General features: G+C 52.5%; 10 protein-coding genes. 1 reads left to right on the top strand and 9 read right to left on the bottom strand.

Annotated features, from left to right (window positions below):
- Nucleotides 1–41: 41 nt before the first annotated feature.
- The 9 genes from hflC to nnr all read right to left on the bottom strand — a co-directional run bounded on the left by hflC (nucleotide 42) and on the right by nnr (nucleotide 10909).
- The gene (gene hflC, locus DUT67_RS02835) at nucleotides 42–1037 is read right to left on the bottom strand and encodes a protease modulator HflC (RefSeq protein WP_048262536.1); all 996 of its coding nucleotides are present in this window, start codon (nucleotides 1035–1037) and stop codon (nucleotides 42–44) included.
- A 3-nt stretch (nucleotides 1038–1040) separates the two neighbouring features.
- Nucleotides 1041–2294: an FtsH protease activity modulator HflK gene (gene hflK, locus DUT67_RS02830; protein WP_048262539.1), complete on the bottom strand. Its 1254-nt coding sequence runs from the start codon at nucleotides 2292–2294 to the stop codon at nucleotides 1041–1043.
- 92 nt (nucleotides 2295–2386) lie between these two features.
- Nucleotides 2387–3667: a ribosome rescue GTPase HflX gene (gene hflX, locus DUT67_RS02825; protein WP_048262543.1), complete on the bottom strand. Its 1281-nt coding sequence runs from the start codon at nucleotides 3665–3667 to the stop codon at nucleotides 2387–2389.
- 94 nt (nucleotides 3668–3761) lie between these two features.
- The gene (gene hfq, locus DUT67_RS02820; protein WP_048262546.1) at nucleotides 3762–4061 is read right to left on the bottom strand and encodes an RNA chaperone Hfq; all 300 of its coding nucleotides are present in this window, start codon (nucleotides 4059–4061) and stop codon (nucleotides 3762–3764) included.
- 112 nt (nucleotides 4062–4173) lie between these two features.
- On the bottom strand, nucleotides 4174–5115 hold the full coding sequence (gene miaA, locus DUT67_RS02815) for a tRNA (adenosine(37)-N6)-dimethylallyltransferase MiaA (RefSeq protein WP_113633169.1): 942 nt from the start codon (nucleotides 5113–5115) through the stop codon (nucleotides 4174–4176).
- Complete coding sequence (mutL, locus tag DUT67_RS02810) at nucleotides 5108–7132, bottom strand: DNA mismatch repair endonuclease MutL (protein WP_113633170.1); 2025 nt, start codon at nucleotides 7130–7132, stop codon at nucleotides 5108–5110. Before mutL ends, miaA begins: the two co-directional genes overlap by 8 nt.
- 51 nt (nucleotides 7133–7183) lie before the next feature.
- Complete coding sequence (gene amiB, locus DUT67_RS02805) at nucleotides 7184–8854, bottom strand: N-acetylmuramoyl-L-alanine amidase AmiB (protein WP_113633171.1); 1671 nt, start codon at nucleotides 8852–8854, stop codon at nucleotides 7184–7186.
- A complete protein-coding gene (tsaE, locus tag DUT67_RS02800; protein ID WP_113633172.1) occupies nucleotides 8851–9333 on the bottom strand; it encodes a tRNA (adenosine(37)-N6)-threonylcarbamoyltransferase complex ATPase subunit type 1 TsaE in 483 nt (160 codons plus the stop codon). The genes amiB and tsaE overlap by 4 nt, the downstream gene beginning before the upstream one ends.
- 19 nt (nucleotides 9334–9352) lie before the next feature.
- Complete coding sequence (nnr, locus tag DUT67_RS02795; protein WP_113633173.1) at nucleotides 9353–10909, bottom strand: bifunctional ADP-dependent NAD(P)H-hydrate dehydratase/NAD(P)H-hydrate epimerase; 1557 nt, start codon at nucleotides 10907–10909, stop codon at nucleotides 9353–9355.
- 142 nt (nucleotides 10910–11051) lie between these two features.
- Between nnr and queG the strand changes: the two genes are divergently transcribed.
- The gene (gene queG, locus DUT67_RS02790) at nucleotides 11052–12191 is read left to right on the top strand and encodes a tRNA epoxyqueuosine(34) reductase QueG (protein WP_113633174.1); all 1140 of its coding nucleotides are present in this window, start codon (nucleotides 11052–11054) and stop codon (nucleotides 12189–12191) included.
- The last annotated feature ends 516 nt before the right edge of the window (nucleotides 12192–12707 follow it).

Raw genomic sequence — 12707 nt, 5'->3', positions numbered from 1 at the left:
GCAATAACCCGGGCTTGATGAAAGACGTCAGTTAATGACTATCAGCGGCGTGGTGCCATGCTGCTTTCCGGTGACTTCATGTAGCGGAAGAAGTCGCTATCCGGGCTGAGAACCATTACGTCCTGATTATTACTGAAGCTACTTTCATACGCACGCAGGCTACGAATGAAAGAGTAGAAGTCAGGATCTTCGCTGAATGCGTTCGCAAACAGTTTCGCCGCTTCGGCATCCCCTTCACCGCGGGTGATACGCCCTTGGCGCTCGGCTTCAGCCAGCGTACGGGTAACTTCATAGTCTGCCGTCGCTTTCAACTTTTCAGCTTCTTCCTGACCTTGTGAACGGTGGCGACGCGCTACCGCTTCACGCTCTGCACGCATACGTTGGTAAATTGCGTCAGACACTTCGGTTGGCAGGTTGATTTGCTTAATACGCACATCGATAACCTCAATACCCAGCGCAGCCATGCTGTTAGGGTTGATGTGAGGTTCGTTGCTCGTCGTCTCTTTCTCAACACGCGCAGCAGCAGATGCAATCGCATTATCGGCTTCAGTGGTTTCACCGGTACCGGTATTCAGCGCTTCACGCACGTCAGACATCAGTTGGCCACGTGAGTCGGTAACAATGCCTTTCACATCCAGACGACCAATCTCAGAACGCAGACGGTCACTGAATTTACGTTTCAGCAGTACTTCAGCTTGAGAGATGTCACCACCGCCCGTTGCCAGATAGTAACGGCTGAAATCGCTGATACGCCATTTGAGGTAAGAATCGACAATCAGGTCTTTCTGCTCTTTAGTGATGAAGCGGTCAGCCTGGTTTTCCATGGTTTGGATACGAGCATCCAGCATTTTCACTGAGTCGATAAACGGAACCTTGAACTGCAATCCCGGTACATAAATCAGCGGCTTGTTTTCGTCATCACGCAATACTTTACCAAAACGCATCACAATGCCGCGCTGGCCTTCCTGCACCACAAACAGTGACGCATAGACCACCATCAGTACTAGGATCAGGATAAATAGTAAGGGCTTACGCATCGATTATTCTCTCCCTACTCGAGTGAAGTCATCACGCTGCGCATTTGCTTTGCGCTGATCCATGATATTTCCATTGTTACTGCTGCGCGTTTGGTTGCTATTCGCCGCACCGCTGCTGTTGCTAGGCAAACGCAGTGGATTAGCGCTGCTGTTGCTTTGCGTATTTTCACCACCTTGCCCACGCAGCATCTGATCCAACGGCAGCACCATCAGGTTACTCCCCTTGTCATTGACCAAAACCTTACGAGTATGGCTCAGCACGCGTTCCATCGTTTCGATATACAAACGCTCGCGGGTGATTTCTGGCGCCGCTTTATATTCCGGTAATACTCTGGCAAAACGGGCAACTTCACCCTGAGCTTCCAGAACGGTACGGGTTTTATAAGCGCGAGACTCTTCCAGAATACGTTGCGCCTGACCGTTAGCACGCGGCTGCACTTCGTTCGCGTACGCTTCCGCTTCACGAATATATTGCTGTTCGTTTTCACGTGCGGCAATCGCATCATCAAACGCGGCCTTCACTTCTTCCGGCGGACGTGCGGTCTGGAAGTTGACGTCAAGCAGCGTGATACCCATGTTGTACGGACGAACAGTCTCTTCCAGTACACGCTGGGTATCCGTACGCACAATGGTACGGCCTTCAGTCAAAATTTTGTCCATCGTGTACTTACCAATAACGCCACGCAGCGCACTGTCAGTTGCCTGACGCAGGCTGTCATCCGCATTGGTTACGCTGAACAGATATTGCTCAGGTTGTGTGACACGATACTGTACGTTCATTTCAACGCGCACGACGTTTTCATCAGATGTCAACATCACACCCGAGGTCGCCAGTTCGCGCACCGACTCAACGTTCACCGCGCGAACAGAGTCGATAAAGGTTGGTTTCCAGTTAAGACCAGGTCCAACCAAATGGCTGAACTTACCAAAGCGCGTTACGACACCGCGTTCCGCTTCTTTAATGGTATAGAAACCAGTAGCAGCCCAGATGACAACAGCAGCGACGGCAGCGATACCGACGATCCGGCCACCCAATGCTGGGCCGCCAGAATTTCCGCTGTTGCTTGAGCCAGAACCTTTTCCGCCACCCAGATCGCTGAGTTTTTTGCTCAGTTTACGGAAGATGTCGTCCAGATCCGGCGGCCCCTGATCTCGGCCACCTTTATTGTTATTTCCGCCAGAGTTGCCGCCATTATTGCTGCTGCTCCCCCACGGGTCGCGGTCTTGTCCGTTATTACCGGGCTGATTCCACGCCATGTTTTAGCTCCATTCTTTATGATAGGTGTTCTTCAGGTTCAATATCCCAGAGTCCGTCAGACTATTTCGCCGTGCAGACTGTTTTTTGCCTGTCAGACAATATAGTCCATCAGTTCCTGCTCTTTTTTGCAGAGGCGGCGCCAGTCAGCAATCGGCATACGGATAACCAGACCAATTTGCCCATCCTCTTCAATCCATTCTTTTTCTATTGCCTGAAGCTGGTAAAAACGACTACGCAAGCGTCCTGCCTGCGGGGGAAGGTGCAAAGTATATTGTGCGATTTCCCCGGAAAGCCGCTCAGTCAATGCCTGAAATAGCAACGCAATACCGTCACCAGTCTGTGCTGAAAGCCAGACCCGTATCGGTAGATTCTCTTCGTTGCGATCGATACGCGGAACGAAATCATCCAGCATATCAATCTTGTTCATTACCAACAGCGCAGGTATTTCATCTGCCTCGATTTCCGCCAGTACGTCATTAACCGCGTCGATATTCTCGTCAAGACGAGGATCGGCGGCATCAACAACGTGCAGCAACAGTGAGGCCTGACGTGTTTCCTGTAATGTAGCCTTAAACGCAGCCACCAAATCGTGGGGTAACTGCCGGATAAAACCTACGGTATCCGCCAGCACTGTATCACCGACATCATCCACTTGAATGCGGCGCAATGTTGGATCCAGTGTGGCAAATAACTGATCGGCGACATAGACGCCCGCCGATGTAATCTTGTTAAACAGCGTGGATTTACCCGCGTTGGTATAGCCCACCAGCGAAACGGTAGGAACATCGGCGCGAACTCGTGACCGGCGCCCCTGTTCACGCTGTTTTTCTACCCGTTCGAGACGCGACAGTATCTGACTGATACGGTTACGCAATAAACGACGGTCGGTTTCAAGCTGGGTTTCACCTGGGCCGCGTAAACCGATACCACCCTTCTGGCGTTCAAGGTGCGTCCAACCACGAACCAGTCGGGTCGCAAGGTGGCGCAACTGTGCCAGCTCTACCTGTAATTTCCCCTCGTGAGTACGCGCACGCTGGGCAAAAATATCTAAAATCAATCCGGTACGGTCGATCACCCGGCACTCGCACAAACGCTCTAGATTACGTTCTTGAGCAGGCGTCAGCGCGTGATCAAACAGCACGACAAACGCGCCAGTTTCTTTTACTGCCTGAGCAATTTCTTCGGCTTTACCTTCCCCGACAAAATACTTGGGGTGAGGCGCCTTGCGGCTACCGGTAACAACCTGCAAGGATTCAATACCTGCAGAAGAAACCAGAGATTCAAACTCCAGCAGATCTTCAGTATCTCTATCTTGCGAGAAAAAAACATGAACTAATATGGCCCGTTCACCTGATTCATAACGGTCAAACAAGCGAGTAACCTCTCAAACGAGCAAAAAACACCACAGCGAAGGAGCCGAGCGATGCGTCCAGCTCTCCCGCGCCGTGGTGAATTGACAATACGCCTTATTCGGCGTCATCAGCATCCTGCGACGACTGTTGAGCAGTCGTGTTACTACCGTGATAGTTGTTGCTGCCGCCTGGATTGTTGCTATGGTGAGAAACTGGGCGAGAAGGAACAACTGTAGAGATGGCGTGCTTATAAACCATCTGACTGACCGTGTTTTTCAACAAAATCACGAACTGATCGAAAGATTCGATCTGACCTTGCAACTTAATACCGTTCACCAAATAAATCGAAACCGGAACACGTTCACGACGCAAAGCGTTCAAGAACGGATCTTGCAAAGATTGCCCCTTAGCCATTCTATATTTTCCTTATTTGTATGTTGTTTGTAACAAAGAGCCCAACGGCTCTAAAATAACGGTGTAAAAAACTTGCACGCTGAGACTCACCGATTGTACACAATCACTCAACCTATGCACTAACAACCTGAATTACCTTGTCCAGTGCCTCAGTCGGTTTTTCGCTATCCAGCCAGCACACATCATCCCAACCGCGCAGCCAGGTCATTTGCCGCTTCGCTAACTGGCGCGTCGCACAAACTCCCCGATAAACCATCTCATCGTAATCAATTTCACCGGATAAATATGACCACATCTGGCGATAACCAACGCAACGAATAGAGGGCATATCCGTATGAAGGTCTTGCCGGGCAAACAATGTCCGGGCTTCTGTCTCAAAACCCGCCGCCAACATCTGGTGAAAACGCTGTTCAATCCGCTGATGCAACAATTCACGCGTCGCCGGGGCGATAGCAAACTGATGAACCTGATAGGGCAGCGCGTCGCCAGACGTTTTTGTCAGTTCAGTTAAAGTGTTACCTGAAACGAAAAAAACTTCCAGTGCTCGCGAGAGTCTCTGCGGATCATTTGGATGAATCCGAATTGCTGCAACCGGATCGATCTCACTAAGCTGCCGATGCATCGCTTCCCAGCCGATTTCTTTTGCCTGTTCTTCAATGCGTTGACGCACTGCGGCATCGGCTGATGGCAAAGGAGAAAGCCCCTCTAACAGCGCCTTGAAATACAGCATCGTCCCCCCCACTAGTAGAGGGATGCGACCGGCAGCGGTAATGTCCGCCATTTCACGTAGTGCATCGCGGCGAAAATCGGCCGCAGAATAAGACTCCGTCGGATCGAGAATGTCGATTAACCGATGCGGCGCCAGTGCCAGCTCTTCCGCACTCGGCTTCGCCGTCCCGATATCCATATTTTTATAGATGAGGGCGGAATCTACGCTAATCAACTCTACCGGCAAATATTCTCGTAACGTCATCGCCAATGCCGTTTTTCCTGACGCCGTCGGCCCCATGATAAAAATAGCGGGCGGCAACGACGCGTTTTCTACATCATTCATGCTTTAAAGCCTGGATGGCATCATGGATGTCCATCATATATAAAAGTTCAGACGGCGGCGTTTTAGCCAGTTGCGGACAAAGCCGCTCGACATCCGTCAGTAATTGTATGGCCTGAGAGTGGCTCCAGTTTTCCTGCTCGCTCTGCAATCGCGTTGCCATCCACGACGCCAATGCGCCAGCATCCACCTGCTGTGTCTCAACCGTCTGATAGTCGGCCAGATAGCCTATCAGTTCAGAGATCAAGTTTTGTAAATTTTGTTGGCGCAATGGTAAAGGTACGGCACGCAATGTGGCACGTTGTGACTCAACCAATACATCAATACCAAAACGTGTCAGCAAAGCGTGGTGGGTAGACAAGACGTTCAGTTCGGATTTACTCAGCGTCAGGCGCTGAGGAATCAGTAAAGGCTGTGCTCGCAGCCCCTCATCGGAGGGCGTCAACTGCACGACTTTCAGATAACGTTCGGCAACGGGAAGCGACAGCATCGCCAATCCCTTATGGTACTCCAACAGCGCGTAGCACGGTGGATAAACCGTGAGAACCCGTCCAAAGCCGCTCGATTGGCTTTCCAGCGGTGACTCAACTGGCGCGCGCTGTTTGTTATTACTGGTTGCGGTGTCCGATGCGGTTCGAGTCGCGGATACGTCATGCAATACCGTGGATGGCACAACCACGTCCGACGACATAACGCTATTCGACGGTACAACTCTACTCGCTGGTACAGAAGTGCGCTCGCCGGACAGCGGTGTATTTGCTCCGTTATCCGTTGGTTGCAGCAGCGCCTTATACAGATCGCCCTGCTGTTTCTGATACGGATTCTCTGGCTGATAGCCGGAATAAGCAGATTCTCGCGCCTGACCGGAATGGCCTGTGCGGGGTGTTTTCCCGCCATACGATGGAGAATTATCGGTACGCGGCGGCTGGGCAAAATGGTTTTCGCCTGCGGCAGGACGATTTTCCTGCTGCCATTGCACGGGCTTCCCAGTCTCTGGCTCAGTCATGCCAAGCCCAGGCGCAGAGGCCTGCTGTAGAACGGACATCACGGCCTGATAGATGAAATCATGTACCAACCGCGCCTGATGGAACCGCACCTCATGCTTGGCGGGATGAACGTTGACATCCACCTGATGCGGGTCGATCTCCAGATACAAAACATAGGCGGGCTGCTGCTCGTCGCTAAGCTGATCCTGATAAGCCTGCCGGATAGCATGATTAATGAGCCGATCGCGCATCATGCGCTGATTCACATAGCAATACTGCATATCCGGCAGCTGTTTCGCACCAACCGGATCGGCGACCCAGCCATGGATAGTGAGATCGCCATGTTGCCATGACACCGCGAGCGCATGTTGTAAGAAGGTCGCACCACAGATACTGCCTAAACGGCGTTCATACTGATTTTTATCCGGTGCTGCACGATACTGCCGCATCAGCTTACCGTTATGATGCAGCGTGATGGCGACATCGAAACGTGCAAGTGCAATGCGGCGCACGACCTCATCAATATGGGTGAATTCGGTTTTTTCCGTGCGCATAAATTTACGGCGGGCGGGCGTGTTGTAAAACAGATCCAGCACTTCCAGCGTGGTGCCCACAGGATGAGCGGCTGGCTTGACCGTCACCGCCATATCGCGCCCTTCGGCGTAGGCCTGCCAGGCCTCAGATTGTTCGGCAGTGCGTGATGTCAGCGTTAAACGGGAGACGGAACTGATACTCGCCAGCGCTTCGCCGCGAAACCCCATGCTAACGATCGCTTCCAGATCGTCGAGCGTGGCAATTTTACTGGTCGCATGACGCGCCAGCGCCAGCGTTAATTCATCCTTTCCGATGCCCGAGCCATTGTCACGAATACGAATCAGCTTCGCACCGCCGCGTTCTATATCGATATCAATTCGGGTCGCCCCTGCATCCAGACTGTTTTCCACCAGCTCCTTCACGACCGAAGCCGGGCGCTCAACCACTTCTCCGGCGGCAATCTGGTTAGCCAACTGCGGTGGCAGCACCTGAATCGGCATGGCGTATCCCTCTTACTATCCTCAATCTATCGACATCGTCAGCATGAAGCATCAGGCGGACGGTATAATCAGCGTTTGCCCCAGTTGTACCGAACCAGAACGCATATTATTCGCCTGTTGGATCTCTTTCATACTGACACCGTAACGCGCAGCAATCGCACTCAGGCTATCACCCTTTACGACCTTATGCTTCACCGGTACAGCCTTTTTGGGCGCAGGCGTTGATGCCGTCTGCTTCGCCCCTGTCGCCGGAATATTCAAACGCTGTCCAACCCAGACGATGTCTTTATTCAGCTTATTTACGTCACGCATAGCCGCGAGGCTGACACCATAACGTCGAGCAATGGAAGAAAGTGTTTCGCCACGTGCGACGATATGACGCGTGCTGCCCGCACTCGCTTTCGCCGTCGTTACGTCGCTGCCCGATGTCGCTGTATCATTTGCCGCCGACTGTAGTGGGCGGCTTTCCTGCTTTGGGAGGGATTGCATCGGGTGCGTCTGGAAGTACCCCCTCAGCCCCTGATAAATCGCATTGGCGATTTTTTCCTGATAGTCGTTACTCCCCAACAGCCGCTCTTCCGAGACATTGGTGATAAACCCGGTTTCCACCAGCAGAGAAGGAATATCTGGCGAGCGTAATACGCCTAGGCTTGCGTGCTCAGGGCGTCGTTTATGCAGCCCCCCGACGCGCTGTAGCTCACGCAGCACCTTAGTCGCAACGTCATACCCGACACGCTGGGAGTGGCCAAATTGCAGATCCAAAACCGCCTGACTGAGATAAGGATCCGCGCTGCTGTTCGCTAACAGATCGCCTGCTCCCCCCAACAGTTCAGACTGCTTTTCATGCTGTTCCAGCCAGGTTGCCATCTCGCTATTCGCACGACGGTTGGACAGCACCCAAACAGAGGCACCTTTGGCATTACGGTTCGGTGCAGCATCCGCGTGAATCGACACTAACAGGTTCGCGCCCTGCTTACGCGCCACATCCGAACGCCCCATGACGGAGATAAAGTAGTCGCCATCGCGCGTTAATACGCCTTTAAAGGCCGGGTCGTTATTCAGTAAGGTTTGTAACTTACGAGCGATAGAGATGGTGACATTTTTCTCCCGCAGCCCGTTCGTGCCAATCGCCCCAGGATCTTGCCCCCCGTGACCGGCATCAATTGCCACAACAACCCGTTCATTGCCCTGCCGGGCTGGTACTCGGGTAGATGACGCACTGCTATTTACGACAACAGTCGGTTTGTTGGTAAACGGATTCTTTGCAGGTTCTGCTGGCGCGCTATTTTGCTGCCGTGTAGCAGGAGGCGCTGAGGCTTGTACCGTTTTTGCTTTATCACCGGTGATGGTGAAAACAACAACGTACCCAGCCCCTTCTTTTTGCGTAACCGCTCGCGTCTTGGCTGCCTGAGTCAAATCCAGCACCAGACGCAGGCTTTGTGCGTCCTGAGCGTTGCTGGTGCGCACACGCTTAATCAGATTTTGTCCGCTGAAATCCAACGGTAATCCCTGAATGACGCCAGTCTGACGAATATCGATGACCACTCTGGCAGGGTTGCTGAGCGGGAAGAAAGCATAAATAGGCTGACCGCTAAAGCTCAAACGCACCGTGGCCTGGCCTGACGCGTTGTCCACTTTGATATCCGACAGATTAGCCGCCCACGCCGATCCTGCCAGCAACAGCCATACGCCGATGAACAGTTTAACCATACGACTCATCATGATTCTGTTGTTCCTGGCTGAAGATAAAAACGTTGTAACATCGCGTCTCCCGTCGCGGAGACAGCAAACAGTTCAGCCTGTCGACCCTCATCCTGATAGCGCAAATGCAGCTCGATATCCGCATCGGGCAGTACACCAGCCCCCTGCTGCGGCCATTCAATCAGACAAATGGCATCTTGCGTCAGATAATCGCGGATCCCCATGAACTCCAACTCTTCCGGATCGGCCAGTCGATAGAGATCAAAGTGATAGACAGCCAGTGGGGATAACGCATAAGGCTCTACCAGAGTATAAGTGGGGCTTTTGACATTGCCCTGATGACCACGCGCCTGTAGGAATCCACGACTAAACGTCGTTTTCCCCGCACCGAGATCGCCATAAAGGTGGATAACACAAGCACCGTCGCAGGCTTTCGCCAGCGCCGTGCCTAATGAAATGGTTGCTGCCTCATCCGGCAGAAGTAAGACTATTTTTTTCATTCTATTGTTCTAAGAATATCTACTGTTCTAAAAATATCGGCTCTGGAAACATCCGCTCGGGATTCACATAGCGGAACAACACGGGCAATAAATCGGTTGCCAGCATACCTCGGGTGCCGCGTCGCGTCGCCAGCCAGTCGGCCGCCGCACCGTGTACGACACACCCCGCACAAGCAGCATCATACAGCGAGAGCTTTTGCGCCAGCAAACCACCAACGATACCTGACAGCACATCACCCATGCCACCTGTCGCCATGCCGGGGTTTCCCACATCAGCAATCGCGATCTCTTCTTTCTCGCTGGCAATCACCGTTCCCGCACCTTTTAATACGACAACGCCGCCATAGCGTTTTACCAGCTTTGTGGCCGCAAGTAAGCGATCACTTTCGATATCAGACACGCGGCAATTCAGTAAACGAGCCGCCTCGCCGGGGTGAGGTGTCAGCACGCGATTCTGCCGCTTATGCGGATTGATTGCCAGCAGGTTGAGTGCATCCGCATCCCATAACATGGGTTTGTTACAATTTTCTGCCAAACGCAGCGCATTGTTAGCCCATTCATCCTGCCCTAAACCCGGCCCAATCACCACGACATCGGCCCATTCCAGCCCCTGTCGCAGCGTGTCTGTCGTCAGCTCTTGCACCATCAACTCCGGTCGAACCGTCAGAAACGCCGATTGATACTGTTTGTGAGTAAGTACTCGCACCAAGCCTGCACCGCTGTGTAGCGCCGCATCAGCAGCCATCAATACCGCACCGCCTAAGCCAGCGTTACCACCTACCACCAGCAGCCTGCCGTTATCGCCTTTATGTTGTCCGGCTGAACGTGGCGTCAGCCATTCGGGAAGTTGCGCCGCAGTCAGTCGCCGTATCGGCGCGGTTTGGCCGTCCAGCCACGCCTCCAATCCTAGCGAGTGATAATGGAGCTTCCCAACCTGCTCACGGGCGCGGCCAGTCAGTAGCCCCGGTTTCAGCGCGATAAACGTCACCGTCTGCGCCGCACAGATCGCTACGCCAGCGCAGGTGCCAGTTTCAGCATGTAAACCAGAGGGAATATCCAGTGAAATAATCGGAACGGGATAGGCATTCGCCTGTGTAATTAACGTGGCATAGGGTTCGCGTGGTACAGCGGAAAGGCCGGTTCCCAGTAAACCATCAATAATGAGATCGATTCCTTCAGGCCACAGCGTATCAACATCATCTTGCGCACTCACCTCTTCAACACGGCCGCCTTGATCCAGCCAGCGCTGCCGAGCAAGATTAGCATCAGCAGGCAGCGGCTTATCGCTGGTGCAGGCAACAACATCCACCTCCACACCCGCCGCCAACGCCAAACTGGCGACCACATATCCATCGCCACCATTATTGCCGTGTCCAGCCAGCACCCGCCAGCGTCGGGCAGACGGGTAGCATTGGCGAGCCACCTCAAATGCAGCTTCTCCCGCACGCTGCATGAGTTCCCACAGCGAAAGCCCCGACTCGCTGGCCGCTCTGGCTTCTTCACGCCGCACCCACTCGGCGTAAAACACCGAGTCAGGCAAATCATCCTCTCGTTTCCGATCGTGACTCGTCATCATTTGCTCTTAGTTTTCATGACAATGACTTAAAATTAGCAAGCAACTTAAACGACTGCCAGCATTCCGCGCATCTCAGCAAACATCGGCTCTACAGCGCAAATATGGTAACATCAGCGCGTCTTGTTTATTTCTGTGGCCCATCATGTCATACCCCTACGATCTCAATGAATTAGCGCAACACATCAAGCAATGGGGACAGGCATTGGGATTCCAGCAGGTCGGCATCTGCGACACCGATTTGTCCGCAGAAGAGCCTCGGCTTCAGGCTTGGCTGGATAAGCAATATCACGGAGAAATGGACTGGATGGCGCGCCATGGTATGCTGCGGGCGCGTCCGCACGAACTGCTGCCCGGCACACTCCGCGTCATCAGCGTCCGTATGAATTATCTTCCCGCCAAAGCGGCATTTGCGAGCACCTTAAAGAACCCAGAGCTCGGCTACGTTAGCCGTTATGCGCTGGGTCGCGATTACCACAAGCTATTACGTCAGCGTCTGAAAAAACTCGGCGACCAGATTCAGGAATACTGCGGTGAATTGAATTTTCGCCCATTCGTCGATTCTGCTCCCATTATGGAGCGTCCTTTAGCTGCAAAAGCCGGGCTTGGCTGGGTTGGTAAACACTCACTAATTCTCAATCGAGAAGCGGGTTCCTGGTTCTTTCTCGGTGAGCTGCTGATCGATTTACCTCTGCCCGTTGATCGACCTCAAGAAGAGCAGTGTGGTCGCTGTGTCGCCTGCATGACGACCTGCCCAACCGGCGCGATTGTCGCCCCTTACACCGTTGATGCGCGCCGCTGCATTTCCTACCTGACTATCGAATTGGAAGGTCCGATACCTGAAGAATTCCGTCCGCTGATGGGCAACCGCATCTATGGTTGCGATGACTGCCAGCTGATTTGTCCGTGGAATCGGTTTTCACAGCTCACCGACGAGGCTGATTTCAGTCCGCGCGCTGCGCTGCATACGCCGGAGCTGCTGGTATTGTTCGGCTGGAATGAAGAGAAATTTCTGCGGATTACGGAAGGATCGCCGATCCGGCGCATCGGGCATCTCCGCTGGCTACGCAATATTGCTGTCGCACTGGGAAACGCACCCTATCAGGATAGTATCGTGCTGGCACTGCAAACCCGTCTGGGTGAAAGCGAATTGTTGGATGAACATATCCACTGGGCAATTCACCAGCAGTTGGAACGCCGCGCGTCACGGGAAATTGATGTCCAATCCACGCAGAAAAAACGACTTGTTCGTGCAGTAGAGAAAGGATTACCGCGCGATGCGTGAGCCGCTCAAATGGTTGTCATCAGTTTGTCGCACGCGCTGTGAATAAATAAAAAAAACCGTTGCCAATCAACTGTCACAAAAAGTACAAGCGATCGTTATGGCATTTTATAAGTAAAATTTATGAATAGATATCAATAAGATACTCTACAGTGTTTTATCAATAACATAGCGTGATTAATAAATAACCAACAGACAGCCTGTGGATAAGTCTGTTAAGAAGAATATGATGTTTTGTATTAACTGATAAAAAATGATGTGAATTGAGGTAACGCTAGCGCTCGAAATACGGTGCTGTGTAGAGAGTAAAAAACGAGCCACAACACAAAGCGGACGGCATTATGAATTTCTTATTGTCTCTTGGCAAGGGCTGAGCTCTAATTTTTACGATCAAAAGAAAAGTTTTACGATAAAAAGCAAAAAACGCGGCGATGCCTCTTTTATGAGACACCGCCGCGCGGAAAGTAAAGATCGTCGTCAGAGTCACAGGAGAGAGACGAATTTTCCCCTCTCCTATAG

The sequence above is a fragment of the Pectobacterium peruviense genome, from assembly GCF_003312355.2.
GTDB classification, from domain to species: Bacteria; Pseudomonadota; Gammaproteobacteria; order Enterobacterales; family Enterobacteriaceae; genus Pectobacterium; species Pectobacterium peruviense.
The sequence above is the reverse complement of the archived record's forward strand: the minus strand, read 5'-3'. Positions and strand labels throughout refer to the sequence as shown.

Excerpts from the sequence above, each read along its gene's own strand:
- hflC (WP_048262536.1), bottom strand. The coding sequence starts at position 1,037 with ATGCGTAAGCCCTTACTATTTATCCTGATCCTAGTACTGATGGTGGTC.
- hflK (WP_048262539.1), bottom strand. The coding sequence starts at position 2,294 with ATGGCGTGGAATCAGCCCGGTAATAACGGACAAGACCGCGACCCGTGG.
- hfq (WP_048262546.1), bottom strand. The coding sequence starts at position 4,061 with ATGGCTAAGGGGCAATCTTTGCAAGATCCGTTCTTGAACGCTTTGCGT.
- miaA (WP_113633169.1), bottom strand. The coding sequence starts at position 5,115 with ATGAATGATGTAGAAAACGCGTCGTTGCCGCCCGCTATTTTTATCATG.
- mutL (WP_113633170.1), bottom strand. The coding sequence starts at position 7,132 with ATGCCGATTCAGGTGCTGCCACCGCAGTTGGCTAACCAGATTGCCGCC.
- amiB (WP_113633171.1), bottom strand. The coding sequence starts at position 8,854 with ATGATGAGTCGTATGGTTAAACTGTTCATCGGCGTATGGCTGTTGCTG.
- tsaE (WP_113633172.1), bottom strand. The coding sequence starts at position 9,333 with ATGAAAAAAATAGTCTTACTTCTGCCGGATGAGGCAGCAACCATTTCA.
- nnr (WP_113633173.1), bottom strand. The coding sequence starts at position 10,909 with ATGATGACGAGTCACGATCGGAAACGAGAGGATGATTTGCCTGACTCG.
- queG (WP_113633174.1), top strand. The coding sequence starts at position 11,052 with ATGTCATACCCCTACGATCTCAATGAATTAGCGCAACACATCAAGCAA.